The organism is Vicinamibacterales bacterium, from assembly GCA_041659285.1.
Lineage (GTDB): Bacteria > Acidobacteriota > Vicinamibacteria > Vicinamibacterales > UBA2999 > 12-FULL-67-14b.
Genome location: JBAZYO010000008.1, coordinates 18,052 through 36,323, shown reverse-complemented (window position 1 = coordinate 36,323; position 18,272 = coordinate 18,052). Strand labels below are relative to the sequence as shown.

13 protein-coding genes are annotated in these 18,272 nt (G+C 66.7%); 4 read left to right on the top strand and 9 right to left on the bottom strand.

Going from position 1 to position 18,272, the window contains the following annotated elements:
• Nucleotides 1-66 precede the first annotated feature (66 nt).
• Nucleotides 67-2,994 (top strand): TonB-dependent receptor, encoded by a 2,928-nt coding sequence (locus tag WC815_14330; GenBank protein ID MFA5909953.1) that lies wholly within the window; start codon nt 67-69, stop codon nt 2,992-2,994.
• Between the two features lie 93 nt (nt 2,995-3,087).
• Here WC815_14330 and WC815_14325 read toward each other — a convergent pair whose 3' ends face one another.
• The 6 genes from WC815_14325 to WC815_14300 all read right to left on the bottom strand — a co-directional run bounded on the left by WC815_14325 (nt 3,088) and on the right by WC815_14300 (nt 11,310).
• On the bottom strand, nt 3,088-4,464 hold the full coding sequence (locus WC815_14325) for a M20/M25/M40 family metallo-hydrolase (protein MFA5909952.1): 1,377 nt from the start codon (nt 4,462-4,464) through the stop codon (nt 3,088-3,090).
• A complete protein-coding gene (locus WC815_14320; protein MFA5909951.1) occupies nt 4,461-5,006 on the bottom strand; it encodes a DUF1697 domain-containing protein in 546 nt (181 codons plus the stop codon). Before WC815_14320 ends, WC815_14325 begins: the two co-directional genes overlap by 4 nt.
• A 7-nt stretch (nt 5,007-5,013) precedes the next feature.
• A complete protein-coding gene (locus WC815_14315; protein MFA5909950.1) occupies nt 5,014-5,544 on the bottom strand; it encodes a GNAT family N-acetyltransferase in 531 nt (176 codons plus the stop codon).
• Nucleotides 5,545-5,628: 84 nt separating this feature from the next.
• Nucleotides 5,629-7,515 carry a response regulator gene (locus tag WC815_14310; protein ID MFA5909949.1) on the bottom strand — a complete coding sequence of 629 codons (1,887 nt, stop codon included), beginning with the start codon at nt 7,513-7,515 and terminating at the stop codon, nt 5,629-5,631.
• 16 nt (nt 7,516-7,531) lie between these two features.
• On the bottom strand, nt 7,532-9,952 hold the full coding sequence (locus WC815_14305; protein MFA5909948.1) for a DNA topoisomerase IV subunit A: 2,421 nt from the start codon (nt 9,950-9,952) through the stop codon (nt 7,532-7,534).
• Nucleotides 9,952-11,310, bottom strand: coding sequence for an FAD-linked oxidase C-terminal domain-containing protein (locus tag WC815_14300; protein ID MFA5909947.1), 1,359 nt, complete (start codon nt 11,308-11,310; stop codon nt 9,952-9,954). Before WC815_14300 ends, WC815_14305 begins: the two co-directional genes overlap by 1 nt.
• A 23-nt stretch (nt 11,311-11,333) precedes the next feature.
• Between WC815_14300 and WC815_14295 the strand changes: the two genes are divergently transcribed.
• From WC815_14295 to WC815_14285, 3 genes are read left to right on the top strand one after another with little or no spacing between them, the layout of a single operon-like run.
• On the top strand, nt 11,334-12,032 hold the full coding sequence (locus WC815_14295) for a DUF2461 domain-containing protein (protein ID MFA5909946.1): 699 nt from the start codon (nt 11,334-11,336) through the stop codon (nt 12,030-12,032).
• A gap of 44 nt (nt 12,033-12,076) precedes the next feature.
• On the top strand, nt 12,077-12,373 hold the full coding sequence (locus WC815_14290; protein MFA5909945.1) for a type II toxin-antitoxin system prevent-host-death family antitoxin: 297 nt from the start codon (nt 12,077-12,079) through the stop codon (nt 12,371-12,373).
• The gene (locus WC815_14285; GenBank protein MFA5909944.1) at nt 12,370-12,843 is read left to right on the top strand and encodes a PIN domain-containing protein; all 474 of its coding nucleotides are present in this window, start codon (nt 12,370-12,372) and stop codon (nt 12,841-12,843) included. Before WC815_14290 ends, WC815_14285 begins: the two co-directional genes overlap by 4 nt.
• 3 nt (nt 12,844-12,846) lie before the next feature.
• Here the strand turns inward: WC815_14285 and WC815_14280 are convergent, their stop codons facing one another.
• The 3 genes from WC815_14280 to WC815_14270 all read right to left on the bottom strand — a co-directional run bounded on the left by WC815_14280 (nt 12,847) and on the right by WC815_14270 (nt 18,126).
• Nucleotides 12,847-14,184: an APC family permease gene (locus WC815_14280; protein MFA5909943.1), complete on the bottom strand. Its 1,338-nt coding sequence runs from the start codon at nt 14,182-14,184 to the stop codon at nt 12,847-12,849.
• Nucleotides 14,168-17,125, bottom strand: coding sequence for an ATP-binding protein (locus WC815_14275; GenBank protein ID MFA5909942.1), 2,958 nt, complete (start codon nt 17,123-17,125; stop codon nt 14,168-14,170). Before WC815_14275 ends, WC815_14280 begins: the two co-directional genes overlap by 17 nt.
• A 176-nt stretch (nt 17,126-17,301) precedes the next feature.
• On the bottom strand, nt 17,302-18,126 hold the full coding sequence (locus WC815_14270) for a nitrilase-related carbon-nitrogen hydrolase (protein MFA5909941.1): 825 nt from the start codon (nt 18,124-18,126) through the stop codon (nt 17,302-17,304).
• Between the last annotated feature and the right edge of the window lie 146 nt (nt 18,127-18,272).

Genomic DNA, 18,272 nt, shown 5'->3' with positions numbered 1-18,272 from the left:
ACCGGCACGGTCGGTGTCTCCAAATGTCTTGACAGCACAGCTGGACCCCCGTAATGTCCGCCACTGATGTCGGTCATCTGTTTTGCCCATCCAGGCCCTCAAGGGAGACGAACCATGCGTCGAGTCGTGCTGTGTACGGCAATCCTTTTCTTTGCGGTGTTCATGACGTCGCGGGCGGCCAGCGCTCAAGCGTCCATCGCTGGGGTCGTGAGGGACGGGTCTGGCGCCGTACTCCCCGGCGTCACCGTCGAGGCCTCGAGCCCGGCGCTGATCGAGAAGGCCCGCAGCGTGGTGAGCGACGGCGCCGGGCAGTACCGGATCGTCGACCTGGGCCCGGGTGTGTACCAGGTGACCTTTACCCTGGCCGGCTTCAAGGTCGTGCGGCGCGCCGACATCGTGCTGCAAGGCAACTTCACCGCGACCGTGAATGGCGACCTGCAAGTCGGTTCGCTGGAGGAGTCGGTCACCGTCACCGGCGCCACGCCAACGGTTGACGTGACCAACAACACGACGCAGTTCGTCGTCAACCGCGACATTCTCGACGCGATTCCGACGCCGAATCGCAACACCCCGGCGCGCGCACTGCTGCTTCCGGGCACCTCGGTGACACCGTTCGTTCTCGGCCAATACAGCATGAGCGTGCACGGCTCGAACACGGCGGACATGGTGATCGCCATCGACGGCCTGCGCGTCAACAACCTGTGCGGCAGCGGCCAGTACAGCGGGTTCTACATGAACGACGCGAGCATCCAGGAAGTCACGTTCACGACCGGCGCCGAGTCCGCCGAGATGCAGAACGGCGGCTTGCGCATCAACAGCACGCCGAAAGACGGCGGCAACACCTTCTCCGGCACGTTCTTCGCCTACGGCGCGGGCAGCCAGATGCAGGCTGACAACCGATCCGACGCGGTGAAGAGCGCGGGCATTCCGCAACCGGGTATCGCGTATACCTATCAGGTCAATCCGTCGTTCGGCGGCCCGATCAAGCGCGACAAGCTCTGGTTCTACTTCACCTACAAGTACGAGGACAACAAGACCTACGTCGCCAGCTCCGCGTTTGCCGACGGCAGCAAGGCGTTCCGGCAGGCGATGGGCAATTACAGCGCCGTGACGAGACTGACGTGGCAGGTTTCCCAGAAAGACAAGGTCCGCTTCTACCTCGACCGCCAGTACAACGGTGAGTTCTACAACGGTTTCAACACCCTCGCGACCACGTCACCGGAAGCCTCGACCGACGCGTTCGGGTTGGGCTGGGTGCCGCAGCTCAAGTGGACGCAGACCACGACCAACAAGCTGTTGCTCGAGGCCGGCATTTCCTACTACACGCAGGACTACGAACAGAATTGCCGCGAAAGCGTTCAACCGGGCGACCTGCCGCGCCTGGAGCAGAGCACCGGCCGGCTGACCGTGGCCTGCGGCAACACGATTCCGCCGTATACCAGCTGGACCAAGAGCTACAGTTCGGCGGCGTCGGCCAGCTACATCACGGGCTCGCACGCCTTCAAGACCGGCGTGACCATGGGCTGGGGCACCAACTCGCGGGCGTTCTCGTCAAACGGGCAGATCAACACGCTGGTGTTCAACGCCGGCCTGCTCGGTGCGCCGGCCAGCGCCAGCAACCCCGTACCGTGCACAGCCCTGCCATGTCCAATTGCCGTCGCGGTGGCCAACGGTCCCACCGACGCGCAGCAAAAGGTCAAGAGCGACCTGGGCTTCTTCGTCCAGGACACCTGGACGATCGACAAGCTCACGCTCAACCTGGGTGGCCGCTACGATCACTTCAACGCCATGGTCCCCGCCCAGTCGGCAGCCGCGGGCCCGTGGATCCAGGCGCGCAACTTCGCGGCCATCGAGAACGTGCCGAACTGGAATGACTGGTCGGTGCGCGCCGCTGCCGCCTACGACGTGTTCGGCGACGGCAAGACCGCGATCAAGGTGAACGCGAGCAAGTACATCGCGTCGGCCGCGGCCGGTTACGCCGCCAACTTCAACGGGATGACCTACTCGACCCAGGTCCGCGCGTGGCTCGACTTCGATGGCAACCGCTCGCTGTTCGATGCCGCCGGCAACCTCCAACGCGGCGAGGTGTTCGGCGGCACGTCGAACTTCGGCCAGATCACCAGCCGCCCGGATCCCGACCTGCTGCGCGGCTACAACTGGGAATACAACGCGTCGGTGCAGCATCAGCTGATGGATCGCCTGTCGGTCACGGCCGGCTTCTACCGGCGCCAGTTCTTCAACCTGGATGTCACCGACAACACCAACCTGGCGGTCACCGACTGGGCGCCCTTCACGATTACCGCGCCCGCCGATACGAGGCTTGCCGATGCCGGTTCGGCGATCACCATGCACACGCTCAACCCGACGAAGGTCGGCGTCGCCACCGACAACCTGCGGACGTTCTCGGACGTGAACCGCACCATCTACAACGGCTTCGAGCTGAGCGCCAACGCGCGGTTCAGCAAGCTGTTGCTGTTCGGCGGCATCACCACCGATCGCCGGGCCTCGACGACCTGCGACGAGCGCGACAACCCGAACAGCGCGCGCTTCTGCGACGCCGTGCCGCCCTTCCGCACCACGTTCAAGATGTCGGCTGCCTATCAACTGCCGTGGGAGTTCCAGTTGAGCGGCTCGTTCCTGGCCCAGCCGGGGCCGAGCGTCGCCGCCAACTACACGGTGACCGCGGCCATTGCCGGCCGGAGCATCATCGGCTCGACCGCGGGCGCCACCACGATCGCGGTCAACCTGGTCGAGCCCAACACCGTGTTCCTCGATACGCGGAAGCAGCTCGACCTGCGCCTCGGCCGCACCTTCCGGTTCGGCAGCCGCACCCGGATCCAGGGCTTTGCCGACGTCTTCAACATCCTGAACTCGGGCACCGTGACCAGGGTCAACGAGACCTTTGGCGCCAACCCGGCGACCAATGCGTGGATGCGGCCGACGGCGATCATGGACGCGCGCTACGTCAGGTTCGGGTTGCAGATGTCGTTCTAGGTCTACAGAAGGCCAGAAGCGTCACAGGAGATCAGGAGATCAAAAGAAACTAAGTGTTCTTCTGATCTCTTGATCTTCTTTGTTTTTGCCGGGTTACTTGACCACTTTTACTTCTGTGGATCGCCGCACCGGCGAGACGTAGGCGCTGACGAGGCTCTCGAGGCCGTCGGCGCCGATCGCCGCCACCCCGAACACGAAATCATCGATCGACACGTTGGGCAGCACGAACTGCGTGACGTTGCCGATGGTCTGCTGGCGCTGCCAGTCGTTGGACCAGGTGTCGCGCCAGTAGATGCGATAGGCCACCGCCCCGGGCGATGCGGCCCAGCGCATGTCGGCGTCGTACCCCGAGGTGCCGCGTGACAACAGGTTCTGGCCGCGCTCGCCCGTGACCTTCGGCGCCGGCGGCGCCAGGCCCAGTGACGCGACGCCGGCGGCGTTCACTCGCGCGTTCTGCGCCAGGTAGGCGAAGTCGACGCCGTCGATGGTGTCGCGGGCCGAGTGTTGCTTGCTGAAGTTCTCGTTCGCCTCGCGAAACACGATGGCGGGAAAGCCAGCCTGGGTGAACGACGACTGGTCGCTGCCGCGGCCAAAACGATCTTCGCGAGCCATCACGCGAATCTGGTGAGACGGCACGTAGGTGCCCGCCGCGCGGGCAATGTATCGCGCCAGTGACCGCGCCATCGAATCCTCGGGGCCCACCGCGTAGACCCGTACGCTCTCGGCATCGACCACGCCGTTGCCGCCGTGGCTGTTGCCGACAATGTCGTTGTTGAACATGGCTTCGACCACGGCCTTGTTCGCCACCAGGTCCTGGGCGTGCGCCGCCGATCCAATCAGGCCCTGCTCCTCGCCGGCCCAGCAGATGAACACCAGCGTCGCATCGAACTCGATGCCGCTCTCCGCCAACACGCGCGCCAGCTCCATCGTCAGGACCGTGCCGCTGCCGTCATCGTTGGCGCCAGGCGCCTCGGCGTCGTGGTTGAACTCCGCGGTCGCTTGCGGGTTGCCGCCACCGCCGGTGTTGAGGCCGGCCTGGCCGCGATCGCCGAGGTTCAGCGAATCGTAGTGGCCGCTGACGTAGATGCGGCGCGGCGACTTGCCCGGCAGCACGGCCATCACGTTGCGCAGTTCCACCTGGCGCGTGATGCGGCCCTGTGGCGCGATCTGGTGAGTGTCGAACGACACCTGCAGGCGGGGACTCGACCGCTTCATCTCGTCGAAGATCCACTGCCGCGCGCCGCCAATGGCGCGGGTGGTCCCGTCCTGGTTTGACAGCGTCTCGCGGGTGCCGAAGCTGACCAGCCTGGCCAGCAGTTGCTGGAGCCGCTCCTGGGACACCGAGGCGACGATCTTCTGGACGCGCGGGTCGGCATCGGGGCGAACGCCCTGGCCGGCAGCCATCGCCGGCAGCCCGGCGAACGTGGCAACCAGCAGCGAGCGGATCAACATCGAATGCAAGTGAGTCATGACTCCTCCGTGAGTGCGCCGAGCTTGAGCACGGTGTTCCAGTTGCGAGCCGTGCCGGTGGTACCGAGTTTCTTTTCGATCAACGTGATCGTCAGCTTCGAAGTGCCCATGCCGTCAGGGTAGAGGAAGTAGGCGTGCCGCCCCTTGGCCGTGACGACCTCGCGGCCCTTGATCGCATCCTGCAGCGCCTTCACCGCCGCGGCCGGCGGCGCGTCCTTCAGGCACATCAGCACCGTGTGGCCGGGGTCCGCCTTGGCTTCTTTCGGGAACGGGTTTTCGGCGATTATGCCCTGCCATTCCTTTGCGGTGCGCACGAAGAAAGCGGTCTCCAGGCCAAGTTGCTTCGCCGCGGCCGACTCGAGCGTCTTCTCGAGCGGCGCCGCCGAGCGGGCGTCACTGCCGAACACCATGTTGCCGCTCTGCAACAGCGTCTGCGCGTTGGCCATGCCGAGGCCCACCAGCCACTCGCGCAGATCGCTCATGGCAATCCTGTTGTGTGAGCCGAGATTCACCGCGCGGAGCAGGCCGATGTATGTCGTCATGTGCGGGCTAATGTGAAAGATCGCGGTAGAAGTAGGTGGTACTGCAGAACCCGCCCCCAGGAAACAGGGCGTAGCTCGGGATGTCGCCCACCCGCACCCATCCCAGTCGCTCGTACAGCCGCGCGGCATCGCCATCGGTGACCGCGTCGAGCACCAGCAGGGTCTTGCCGCACTCGCGGGCGGTGTCTTCGGCGGCGCGCATCAACGCGGCGCCCAGGCCCTGGCGGCGGGCGCGACGATGCACCTGCATCTTCGCGAGGTCGGCGCGGTGCGGCTGGTTCTCGGGCAGGTCGAAGATCAACTGCACGGTGCCGCACATCCCCTGCGCATCCTCCGCCACCATCAACGCGCGCCTCCCGGCAGCCACGTCCCCGGCCACGCGCCGCCAGAACGCCAGCGCACGTTCGCGAGTCAGCGGCAGCATGAAGCCCACGGACGCGCCGCCCTCCACGCAGTCGATCAGCACGTCGGCGAGCGCCTCGATCTGCGCGTCGTCCACCACGTGCAAGCGTCGCAGTGACCAGGCTGGTGTGCTCACGTCATCCCTCAGATTTGGGGCGGAGATCGTGTCGGCCGGGAAGCCGCCTTGACGCGCGTGCTCCCGAATCATCTCCTCGTTAGACTAGTCCTGATCCGGATGGCGATCGCGCATCGACGCCGGCAGCCAGCGGTGCACCATGTCAGTCAGGGAATCCAGGGTGACCGGCTTGGTCAGGTAGTCATCCATTCCCGCGTCGAGGCAGATCTGCCGGTCCGTCGGCATGGCGCCGGCCGTCATGGCCACGATCGGCGGGGCGCCGGGCACCTCGGCCCTGATGCGGCGCGTGGCCTGGAGGCCGTCGAGCACCGGCATCTGGCAGTCCATCAAGACCAAGTCGTACGCCTGCGTGGCGACCGCGGCAACCGCCTCCTCGCCATTCACGACCACCACCACGTGACACCCGAGTCTCTCGAGCATCCGGACGGCCACTATCTGATTGACGCGGTTATCCTCGGCAACGAGGACCCGCGGCTGGTGGGTGGTGGTGGGTGCGTACGGAACGTCGGAGCGGGGTGGCGGCGCGGCGGAGGCGCCGCCAAAGAGCGGCACCAGGCAGCGCAACAGGTTGGCGCGGCGAATGGGCTTGACGAGGTAACCGGCGAATGCCGCCGCCCGAGCGCGGGCCACGTCGCCGGCGTTGTCGCTGGACGTCAGCATGATCAAGGGGATGTGCGCGGTGCGCGGGTCGGACTTGAGGTCGGCGCCCAACATCCAGCCGTCGCGATCGGGCATCCGCAGGTCAAGCAATGCCACGTCGTAATCGGGCTGCTGTTTGAGCTCGGCGAACGCGGCTTCGGCCCCCGGGAATGCGGCCACTGTCATGCCCCACGATTCGAGCTGGCGCTTCAGAAACTCGAGATTGGCCGGAGTGTCATCAACGATCGCGGCCCGGCGTCCTACCAGCAGCTCCGGTGTCGCCACGACCGGCGCCAGTTGGCGGGGCAGGCGGGCCGTGAACGAGAACGTGCTGCCGGCGCCGGCCGTGCTCTCGACCTCCAGGGTCCCTCCCATCAACTCCACCAGCCGGCGTGAAATGGCGAGACCGAGGCCCGTGCCGCCGTACTTCCGGGTCGTCGAACTGTCGGCCTGCATAAATGCCGAGAACAGGGTCGGGAGCACGTGGGCCGGGATGCCGATGCCGGCATCGGACACCGTGAACCGAATCGTGGATGGGTCGGACGGCACGGTGCTGACCCGCACCTTGACCTCGCCGGCTTCGGTGAACTTGATCGCGTTGCTGAGCAGATTGAGCATCACCTGGCGAATACGGCCCGGATCACCGTGGACCTGTTCGGGAACGCCCGTTTCAACGTTGAGACTCAGGTCCAGCCCCTTTTCGGACGACCGTTCCGAAACGAGACTTACCGTGTCCTCGATCAGATCCCGAAGGTCGAATGGGATGTCTTCGAGGTCGAGCTTGGCGGCCTCGATCTTGGAGAAGTCGAGAATGTCGTTGATGATGGCCAGCAGCGCATCACCCGACCGGTGAATGGTCGCCGCCATGTCGCGCTGGTCGTTCGTGAGGTCGGTGTCCATGAGCAGCGCCGTCATGCCGATGACGCCATTCATCGGCGTCCGGATCTCGTGACTCATGTTGGCCAGGAACTCCGACTTGGCGCGATCGGCGGATTCGGCGCGTTCCCGGGATGCGACCAGATTCCGGTTGCTTTCTTCCAGCTGGGCCGTGCGTGCGGTCACCCGTCCTTCAAGTTCGTGATTGAGCCGGAGGACCTGGCCCTGGAAATGGCCGCCCACCGACGCGAACACACCCAGGAACAGCGGCGCCGTATCGATGACCCAGTGGAGCGGATTGGCGGCCTGCACCGAGATCAAAGAGGCGAAGGAGAGTGGCAGATCCTTCAGCAGGACGTCGAGCAGGGTCGCGAACAGCGGAAAGCTGAGGCCGAACACCGCGCCGGCCAGAGCATACCGCAGCGTGACATGAGCGGAGTCTCGGGCCGGGAACATGAAATGCCGTGCGCGGTCAGCCTACGCTGTCCAGTGTCGGCAACGCAACCTCGTTCGGTACCACGCGCGTGAACTGGCCGCGCTGCATCAACTCGCGGCCCTTGCCGCCGCGGCCGACGATCTCGTACTTGGTGGTGCTGATCGTCTGCTCGGCCCCACGCGAGGTTTCCACCGTGAGCAGATCACGGTCACCGGTCGAGACAATGGCGCCGATCACCTTGTCTTCGGGGAAGTCGATCTTGATCAGGATGACGCCGCGGCCGGGGCCCGACAGGAAGTTCACTTCCTCGACCGGGCACAGCATGGCGCGGGCGGCGCTGGTGGCGGCGATGATCGTCTCTTCGCCGGTGGTCAGAGCCACGTGCACGACCTCCGCGCCCTCGGCCGTGCGCGCGTAGCGGCGGCCGGACCGCGTGCTGGCGTCGACGACCCCCTGGAGCGAGAAGCGCATGGCATAGCCGTCGCTGGTGATGGCCACGGCATGCACCGGCGGCACGTCGCCTTCCTTCTTCGCCTCGATCTTCTTCGCCACGCGCGGGTCGAGGCTGAACGCCGCGATCACGCGCTCGCCGTCCTTGAACTTGAACAGCTTCTGCACCGGCTCGCCGTAGCCGGTGGAGGCCGGCACGTCGACGATGCGGCTGGTGTAGGCCACGCCGAAGTTGGTGAAGAACACCACGGTGGCCCGGGTGCTGCCGGCCACCGCCGCCAGGACCGCGTCGCCTTCCCGCAACCGCGTGGTGGCCAGGTCTTTCACTTCCTTCTGCCGCTTCACCCAGCCGTCGCGTGAGACGATCACGACGTTGTCTTCCTCGACGATGAAGGCGTCGGCGGAGTACTCGATCTCTTCCGCTTCCTCGATGCGCGAGCGGCGGGGATCGATCTTCGGGTTGCCGTACTTCGCCTGGATCTCTTCCAGCTCGGAGCGCACCAGCTTCCAGCGGCTCTCTTCGTCCTTGAGCAGGCCGGCGATCTGGCGGGAGCGCTTGCGCTTCTCCTCCAGTTCCTTCTGGATGACCAGGATCTCGAGGCGCGCCAGCCGGTACAGCTTCAGTTCGAGAATCGCGTCGGTCTGCTCGGCGTCGAGCGAGAACCGCGCCATGATCTTCTCCGCCGAGTCGGCCTTGCCGTCCGACTTGCGGATGATCCTGATGATCTCGTCGAGCGCGTCGAAGACCTTCTCGAAGCCCTCGAGGATGTGCATGCGCTTGCGCAGCTGTTCGAACTCGTGCTCGAGGCGGCCGGTCACCACTTCCAGGCGGAAGTGGAGGAAGTGCCAGAGCATCTGCTTGAGGTCAAGGCGTTCGGGACGGCCGGCCTCGGCGTTTTCGGTGGGCACCAGGCACGTCATGTTCACGGCAAACGTGGTTTGCAGCGAGGTGTGCTTGAACAGGTAAGCCATCACCAGGTTGTCGTCGGCGCCCGCCTTCAACTCCAGCTCAATCCGGACATCGTCGGTCGAGACGTCGCGAACGTCCACCAAGTGCGGCATCTTGCGGCCGAGGACGACGTCGCCGATCTGCTCGACCAGCTGGGACTTGTTGACGGCGTAAGGAATGCTGGTGATGTAGATCTTCTTCTCGGACCGCGTCGCCGGGCCGGCCTCCCAGGTGGAGCGGATGCGGACCGAGCCCGAGCCGGTGCGGTAGATCTCTTTCAGCTCGTCGGGCGAATTGAGGATGTGGCCGCCGGTCGGAAAATCCGGGCCCTTCACCCACCGGCACAACTGCAGCGTGGTCAGGTCGGGGTTGTCGAGCAGCTTGATCAGCGCGGTGATGATCTCGTTGAGGTTGTGCGGCGGGATGTTGGTGGCCATGCCCACCGCGATGCCGGTGCTGCCGTTGATCAGCAGGTTGGGCACGCGCGACGGCAGCACCACCGGCTCGGTCTTGGTGCCGTCGTAGCTCGGGCGGAACGGGACCGTTTCCTGCTCGATCTCCTGCAGCACTTCGTCGGCAATGCGGGCGAGCCGGCACTCGGTATATCGCATGGCCGCGGCGCCGTCGCCATCGAGCGAGCCGAAGTTGCCGGAGCCGTCGATCAGCGGATAGCGCAGCGAGAACGACTGCGCCATGCGGACCAGGGTCTCGTAGATGGCGCTGTCGCCGTGCGGGTGAAAGCTGCCCATCACGTCGCCCACCACCTTGGCGCACTTGCGGTGCTTGGCGTCGGCGGTCAGGTTCTGCTGCCACATCGTGTAGAGGATGCGGCGCTGCACCGGCTTGAGGCCGTCGCGCACGTCGGGCAAGGCCCGCGAGGTGATCACCGACAGGGCGTAGTTCAGGTAGCGCGACTGCGCCGCCTCGTGGAGCGCGACGTTGGTGGTGCCGTCGCCGGTCCCGCCAGAAATCGGCGGGCGCCCTCCGGCCGGAGGTGCGCCGTTACTGTCGTCGTCTGGAAGATCGAAGAGCGAGGGTTCTGGTGTTCGTTTGGCCACTAGTCAGGAATCAGTTTACCCGGATTCATCAGGTTGTTGGGGTCCAGCGCGCGCTTGATGGCGCGCATCACGTCGAGCGAGGCCCCGTGCTCCTGGTCCAGGTATTTCAATTTGCCGATGCCGACGCCGTGCTCGCCGCTGCAGGTACCGCCGAACTTCAGCGACCGCTCGACCAGCCGCTCGTTGAGCCGCGAGATCTGATCGAACTCGCGCGGGTCATCGGGGTCGAGCATGAAGATCAGGTGGAAGTTGCCGTCGCCGGCATGGCCGACGAGGGGCGCCACCACGCCGGCCTCCCGCAGATCCGCCTGCGTCTCGAGGATGCACTCCGCGAGGTGCGAGATGGGCACGCAAATGTCGGTCGTCCATGCCCGGGCGCCCGGGCGCGAGGCCACGGTGGCGTAGTAGGCGTTGTGCCGCGCCGTCCACAGCGTGGCGCGGTCTTCGAGCGTCGAGGCCCACTGGAAGCCCTGGGCGCCCTGCTCGCGCGCGATCTCCTCCACCGCCTTGATCTGCTCGTCCACCATCACGTCGCTGATGCCGTGAAACTCGAAGAACAGCGTCGGCGCGATTGGATAATTGGTCTTCGAGTAGGCGTTGACGACGCGGAGTTGCGCTTCGTCCACGATCTCGATGCGGGCCACCGGGATGCCGAGCTGGATGGTCTGGATGACCGTGGCCGCGGCGCCGGCCATCGACGCGAACGGGCACACCGCCGCCCGCACCGCCTCGGGCTTGCCGTAAAGCCGCAGCGTGACCTCGGTGATCACCCCGAGCGTCCCCTCCGACCCGACCAACAGCCGCGTCAGGTCGTATCCGGACGACGACTTGCGGGCGCGTCCGCCGGTCTTGATGACCCGGCCGTCCGCCAGCACCACGGTCAGGCCCAGCACGTTGTCGCGCATGGTGCCGTAACGCACCGCCGTTGTGCCCGAGGCCCGTGTCGCCGTCATGCCGCCGATGGTGGCGTCGGCGCCGGGATCGATCGGAAACATCAGGCCGGAGTTCTTCAAGTGCGCGTCCAGCTTCAGCCGGGTCAGCCCGGCCTCGACCGTGATGTCGAGGTCGTCGGGGCTGAGCCGCAGCACGCGGGTCATGCGGGTGAGGTCAACCGACACGCCGCCGTGAATCGCGTTGACGTGCCCTTCCAGGGAACTGCCCATGCCGAACGCCACCACCGGCTTCCCATGCCGCGCGCACACCTTGACGATGGCGCTGACCTCGTCGGTGGAGGTGGGATAGGCGACGGCATCGGGAAGCCCGGCGGCGTGCCACGACTCGCCGTGGCTGTGGTGTTCGCGCACGGCCGCCGCCGTGGAGAGGCGGTCGCCCAGGATCCTTTTCAGATCGTCGATCACTACGACATTATAGAGGCGCAGGCATGTTTACTCCGAAGACGCTGTCGTTCCTGAAGTCCCTGAAGCGCAACAACGAACGCGAGTGGTTCCATGCCCGCCGCGATCAGTACGACGCCCACTGCCGCGCGCCCATGCTCGCCATCGTCGAGCGGCTGGCCGTGGACCTGCGAGCGTTCGCGCCCGAGATGGTGGCGGATCCGAAAGTGTCGATGTTCCGGCCGTTCCGCGATACGCGGTTCAGCGACGACCAGACTCCGCTCAAGACCAACGTGGCGGCGACGTTCCCCAACCGCACGCTCGGCCGCATGAACGGCGCCAGCTTCTACTTCGAGGTCGGACCCGACTACGTGTGGATTGGCGGTGGCGCCTACCGGCCGGACACGTCGCAACTGCACCTGCTGCGCGAGCACATCGCCGGCCACCTCCGCCAGTTCGACGCCATCGTCAAGGCGCCGAACCTCCAGAAGATCGGCGGGCTGCAGGGAGACACGCTGACGCGGGTGCCGCGCGGATTCGACAAGACGCACAAGGCCGCGCCGTATCTGATGCACAAGCAGTTCCTGGCATTCCGCGAGGAGCCGGGCGCGTATGCGACGTCGCGGGACTTCTACAAGAACCTGCTGTGGACGTTCAAGGCGCTGGCGCCGCTGGTCCGGTTCCTGAACCAGCCGCTCGTGGCCGCCGAGTCGCCGACGCGCAAGGCACACATGCTCGATGAGTAGGCCCGCCCGTTGCGGTGGTGGCTACATGTGGCTACAATGGGCTCATGGAGCCGATTGGCATACGCGAACTGAGGAACAACCTTAGTCACTACGTTCGCCAGGTCGAGGCGGGCAAACGGATCTCCGTGACCGCCCATGGCCGCGTCGTCGCCGAACTGGGGCCGCCAAGCGACAAGCCGCGAGCGAAACGCCGGAACCGGCACGACGAACTGGTGGCGGCCGGCTCGATCAGGCCGGCCATCGAGGCCGGCGATCCTTTTCCAGATGATGGGCTCCGAATCAAACTCCGTTCGGGCACGGTGCAGGAGCTCATCGACTGGACTCGGGAAGATAAGTGGTGAAACGCCGGCCGGTGAGTCGGGCTCTGGACGAGGCCGAACAGCCGGCCGGTGGCGTGCTCTTTCGCTATATCGAAACCAGCGGCTTGGTCGCAGCCCTGCTCGACGAGGACCGCAACGCGAGATTGGCGATCATGGGCGAGGGGCTGCGGTTCGCGTCGGCGCTCACCTTCGCCGAAGCGGCCCGGGCATTGCTGAAGGCCCGCCTTGACGGGCGTCTCACTGTCGATGAAGAGCGCGCGTTGTTGCGCCGGCTTCGCCGCTTCGAGCGCAGTTGTGAGATCGCGGATATTTCGGAGTCCGTGCTGGCGCGGGCGGCGCGGCCGTTCGCGGTCGAGCCCGTGCGAACGCTCGACGCCATTCACCTGGCCACGGTAGAACAACTGGGCGAGACACCGCAGTTTGTCGCGGTAGTGAGCAGGGATCGACGAGTCCGGGAGAACGCGCTCGCAATGGGTTACGCGGTGGAGTAGCAGCTACATCTTCAAGCGCGTCGCCACGAAAAACAGCACGGCGCCGGCGGCGAGCGCCCCGGCGCCGGCCGTCAGTTGCGCCTGGCTGGCGCCGGCGAGAATCCCCAGCGCCACGATCGACGCGAACACCGGCACCACCGGGCCGAGCGGCACGGTGAACTTCGCCGGACCGACAGCCCCATCGACATCGCTGAAATGCGCGCCTACCTGCGCGGCGATTTCGCGATCGTGCTTGCGCAGCACCAGCGTCGCAGCGCACACCGCGAGGTACATCACCAGGCGCGCGATGGCGCTGACCGCGGCGAGGGCGACAAACGAACCCGTGAGCGCCAGCGTCAGCGCGATCACCGCGGTAAACAGGACCGCGTTGGCCGGCGTCTGGTAGGCCGGGTGCACCCTCGCGAACCACTTCGGCAGGTCGCCGTTCTCGGCCAGCGCGAAGATGGTGCGCGACCCGTTCAGGATCTGGCCCATGTTGTTGCCGGTCATCGAGATCGCCGATCCAATGGAAATCAGGAGCGCGCCGGACGCGCCGAGAAACAGCGCGGCGCCGTCAGCCAGCGGCGTGCGGCTGGCGCCCAGATCCGGGAGCACGCCAGTGGCCACCACCGAGGTCAGGAACAGCACGATCGACACCGTGATCAGCGTGGCCACGAACGCGAACGGCACGTCCTTGCGCGGGTTGGCCGCTTCGCCGGCCAGCACGCCGGTCACCTCGTAGCCGCCATACGCAAAGATCAACAGGATCAGCGCGCTCGACAGTTGCTGCTGCGAGACGGCCGGCATCTCGGCGAACCGCGCGGGATCCACATACCAGAGGCCAAAGATGATGAAGATGGCGAGCGGCGCCAGCTTGCCGATGGTGAGCGCGTTCACCACCCACGACGACTGCTTGACGCCGCGGACGTTGATCCAGGTCAAGGCGATGGTCAGTGCCGCGATCAGCGAGGCCCTCGGCACGCCGGTCGCCAGCGAGGGCCAGTAGAACGCCAGTGCCAGCGCCAGCCCGTTGGCCACCGACGCCTGGCTGGTGACGCGCGTGAACCACATCATCCAGCCCACTTCGAAGCCGATGAAGCGGCCGAAGGCGGCGCGCGCGGGCAGGTACGGTCCACCGGTCTTGTCGAACCGGCTGCCCACCTCGGCGAAGCACAGTGCGATCGACAGCGACAACAGCCCCACTCCCAGGAACGCCAGCGGGCCCCACGGACCGACCAGCCGCGCCACGTCGGCGGGCAGCAGGAAGATGGCGCTGCCAATCACCTGGTTCACGCCGATGGCGGTGAGGTCCCACCGGCCCAGGGCGCGGCGGAGCGCCGGCGACTCAGGAGAGCCAGCCATCGGACTCCTTCTTTCCCGTCAGCATTTCCTTGATGCGCGCGGCCAGGGTGTCGGCAGTGAACGGTTTCATCAGCAAGTTGGTGACTCCCGTGGGGTCGACGCCAGAGCCCGCGCGTTCGGGATGGCCGGAGATGAACAATACCTTCAGGCCGGGTCGCAGCTTCTCCACTTCTTTCGCGAGGTCGGCGCCGTTCATGCGGGGCATGACGACGTCGGTGACGAGGATGTCGACGGAGTCCTTGTGCTGCGTGAACAACTCGAGCGCGGCGCGGCCGTCTTCCGCATCCAGCACCGTGAAGCCGCGGCGGCCGAGCTCCGTGACCACGAGCCGGCGCACCGAGCGATCGTCCTCGGCGAGCAGGACGACGCCCTCTCCCTTCACCGCCGCCATGCTCGGCGCGGCCAGCGGCGGAATCAGCGGCGCCTGTGACTCCTCGGCAATCCTCGGGAAGTAGACGTAAAACACGGTGCCCGCGCCCGGCACGCTCTCGACCACGACGTGACCGCCGGCCTGGCGGACGATTCCCTGCACCATCGACAGGCCCAGGCCGGTGCCCTGGCCGGAATCCTTGGTGGTGAAGAACGGCTCGAAGAGCCGGTCGCGGACGTGCGCCGCCATGCCGACGCCGGTGTCGCGCACGCACAGGCTGACGTGCGGGCCGGGGATGACGTCGAGGTTCTCCGCCCCCAATTCGACGTTGGCGGTTTCGATTGTCAAGGTGCCGCCCTTCGGCATGGCATCGCGGGCGTTCACCACGAGGTTCATCACCACCTGCCCGATCTGCGCATCGTCGGCGCGAATGTTCGCCAGGTGCGGCTCGAGGGAAAACTCGAGGCGGATCTCGGGGCCGAGCAGGCGCCGGACCATGTCTTCCATGTTGACGACGACCTGGTTGATGTCGATGGTGTGCGCCACCGCGGCCTGGCGGCGGCTGAACGACAGCAGCTGCTGGGTCAGGCCCGAGGCGCGTTCCGCGGCGCGGCGGATCTCGATGGCCGACCGCTGCCAGTCGGAGTCGGCCGGCACCTGCTCGATCAGCTCGTCGCTGTAGCCGAGCAGGACGGTGATCAGGTTGTTGAAGTCATGGGCAATGCCGGTGGCGAGACGGCCGACCGCTTCCATTTTCTGCGCCTGGCGCAGTTCGTTCTCGAGCCGGTCGCGCTCGCTGAGGTCGCGGGCGATGGAGGTGACGCCCACCACCTTGCCGTCGCCCACCAGGACGCGGGCGTGCACGTCAATCGGGATGCGGGCGCCCTTGCGCGGCACCAGCTCGGACCGGAAGGCGCGCGGCGTGCTGTCGGCGCCTTCCTCGAGCATGTGCGTGATGGCGTCGAGGTAGTCGGACCCGAAGATCCAGTTGGGGTCGAGCATCCGCAGCTCTTCCCGCGAATAGCCGGTGGCCTGCTCGCCGGCGCGATTCAGCGTGGAGACGCGGCCCCGCCGGTCGTGGACGATCATGATTTCGCTGGAGCGCTCGAAGAGGTCGTCGAAGCGGGCCTTCAACGCCGATTCCCGCGCCAACTGGCGGCGGATGGTCTGCTCCTTTTCCCGCCCGCTGCGAAAGGCGACGCCGGCCAGGCCCGCGGCCGCGGCGGCCAGCGCCACGCTGATCCACGCCCACCAGGGAATACGCGAGGCGAACGGCATCAACGGCGTGGGTGACAGCACGGTCACATCGGCGGCGTCGCGGAGTTGCAGGCGAAAGGCGCGGGGCGCGCGCTCGCTGTCCACGATCACGGTGCAGATGCCGGTGAGCTGGACGCGCCGGCCGGGGCGCAACCCGGGCGGCAGCTCCGCCGCCTGGGCGCGCAACAAGGTGGCGTTGAAGATCACGTCGCCGTCCTGAATCACCAGCGTGTGCTCGTCGCGGCCGGCCTCGCTGTCGAGCAGAACACCCTCGGCCCGCACCAACTCGGCGTCGCGGGTGCCATCCATCAGCTCGTTCAGGGTGGACGCCACCGCCAGGGGCGGCGGGCCTGATTCGACGCGGCGGAAGATCGCGTCGGCGAGGAACGGCGAGTAGCCGTCGACTTCGGGAAAGCCGACCGCCTCGACGCGATCGCCCGGCATCACCGTGGAGTCCTGATCCGACTCGATGCGAATCGGCTGCGTCGCCGTCCTCACGTGCAGCGAGCGGCCGGCGCGCTGGCGCGTGACGATGCCGCTCACCCTGGCGCGCCGAGTCAGTTCGTTACCGGGCGGCTGCCGGCGGAGGTCCGCGACGCTGATCTCGGCGGGGGCGTACGGGTCGGCCGGCGGCGTGTCGATGAGCCGGGCCGGCGACACCGCCAGCAACTCGCGGCGCTGGAGCGATCGATCCTGCGCCATCAAGTGCGAGAGCACGCCTTCCACGCGCACGACCGAATCGACCGGTGTCTGTTCGAGGCGAGTGCCGTCAGGCTGCAGCAGCGTGAAGGTGCCCTCTGGGGTACGCAGCGTGACCTCGACGCCCGCGCCCACCGCCTGCAGCTTGCGCACCACGCCGTCGGCGGCGACCAGCCGGGCATCGGCCGCCATTAGGCGGCCGGCGGCGGCCGACAACGGTTGGGACGCCGGCACCGCGGCAGTGCCGGCAATGGTGGCGATGGCGTTGATGATGCTGGGCCCGCGGGATGTCGTCACGGCGGTGCCCGACAGCTCCACGACTTGCCCCTGCGCCAGGGCCGGCGCCCGGGGCGCCAGCGTCACGAACATGCCGCCGGTGGCGTCCTGCACGAACAGCAGGTGCCGCTGCTCGTCGCGCAGGGTGACGGTGGCGCGCACGCGCACGAGCCCAGGCGACGGCGTCCATGACGTGCGCTGGCGGACGGCCGAGATCCGTTCGGTCGCCGAGGGTTGCGAGTGCGCCGGAACGAGCGACAAGGCGACGAGCGCAAGCACGCCGATCGCGCCCGTGATCAGCGAGCGCCCGCGATAATCTATGAGGCCGCGACGTGCCATGATTGCCGAATGAGCACCAATTCTCCGCACGGTGCGCGCACCACGCTGGACTCCGGAGCGTACACCGATCCGGCATGGTTCGGCACGGAGATGGACCGAATATACGCGCGGATCCTGAACAGGAGATTAGAAGATCAGAAGAAGACTTGGTTTTCTCCTGATCTCCTGATCTCCTGTTATTTCTTATTGACCCAGTCGCCGTAGAGTTCGGGGCGGCGGTGCTTCAGGAACAACCGGCGGGCGTTTGAGTTGTTCGCCGACGCCAGGTCGACGTCCGCATAGAGGATGGCGTCTTCGCTCTTGGGGGCGCGGGCCAGCACCTCGCCATCCGGTCCGCAGACGAACGACTCCCCGCCGAACTCGAGGCAGTCTTCTTTCCCCACCCGATTGCAGAGCGCGGTGAAGTAGCCGTTCTGGAAGGCGGCGACTCGCATCTCGGCCTCGTACAGGCCGTCGGGCCATTCCCCCAGCGTCCCGGCCTGCGGAACAATCACCAGGTCAGCGCCGTTGACCGCGAGCGCGCGCATATATTCGGGGAAGTGGCGGTCGTAGCAGATCGCCACGCCGATGGTGCCGGCCTTGGTCTCGAACACCGGCGCGCCCTGGTCGCCCGGCGTGTAGTAGCCCTGCTCGTGGAAGCACGGGTACTCGGTGATGTGGACCATCCGGGTCACGCCGAGCAGCGTGCCGTCGGCGTCGATCACCGGCGAGCTGTCGAAGGTCTTGTGGCCCTCGCGCTCGTAGAGGTTGATCACCACCACCATGCCGAGCTCGCGGGCCTTCTGCTGGAACGCCTTCACGGTGGGACCGTCAAGCGGTTCGGCCAGCTCGCGGAACCCGGTTTCGGCCGGGCGCTGCGGGTAAAACCACTCGAACGCCAGCTCGGCAAAACACGCCAGCCGCGCGCCGTTCCTGGCCGCCTCGTCGAGGGCGGCGAGGCCGCGGGCGACGTTCGCGGTCTTGTCTTTGGTGGCGTGTTGCTGGATGAGCGCGATCTTCATCGCGCCAATGTTACTTGACGGGAGGGCACCACTGGTCGGGAGGGCACCTCGGGTCGGGAGGGCACCGCGAGTCGGGAGACACCCCCGTCAAGGTATGCCTCCCCGTGAGAATCGCGCGGGGTATTATGGGCTCCGCCATGGAGGCA

What these genes read in the sequence shown, in the direction of transcription:
- WC815_14270 (MFA5909941.1), bottom strand. Translation starts at nt 18,126, where the DNA reads ATGAAGATCGCGCTCATCCAGCAACACGCCACCAAAGACAAGACCGCG.
- WC815_14275 (MFA5909942.1), bottom strand. Translation starts at nt 17,125, where the DNA reads ATGGCACGTCGCGGCCTCATAGATTATCGCGGGCGCTCGCTGATCACG.
- WC815_14280 (MFA5909943.1), bottom strand. Translation starts at nt 14,184, where the DNA reads ATGGCTGGCTCTCCTGAGTCGCCGGCGCTCCGCCGCGCCCTGGGCCGG.
- WC815_14330 (MFA5909953.1), top strand. Translation starts at nt 67, where the DNA reads ATGTCGGTCATCTGTTTTGCCCATCCAGGCCCTCAAGGGAGACGAACC.
- WC815_14295 (MFA5909946.1), top strand. Translation starts at nt 11,334, where the DNA reads ATGTTTACTCCGAAGACGCTGTCGTTCCTGAAGTCCCTGAAGCGCAAC.
- WC815_14325 (MFA5909952.1), bottom strand. Translation starts at nt 4,464, where the DNA reads ATGACTCACTTGCATTCGATGTTGATCCGCTCGCTGCTGGTTGCCACG.
- WC815_14290 (MFA5909945.1), top strand. Translation starts at nt 12,077, where the DNA reads ATGGAGCCGATTGGCATACGCGAACTGAGGAACAACCTTAGTCACTAC.
- WC815_14320 (MFA5909951.1), bottom strand. Translation starts at nt 5,006, where the DNA reads ATGACGACATACATCGGCCTGCTCCGCGCGGTGAATCTCGGCTCACAC.
- WC815_14310 (MFA5909949.1), bottom strand. Translation starts at nt 7,515, where the DNA reads ATGTTCCCGGCCCGAGACTCCGCTCATGTCACGCTGCGGTATGCTCTG.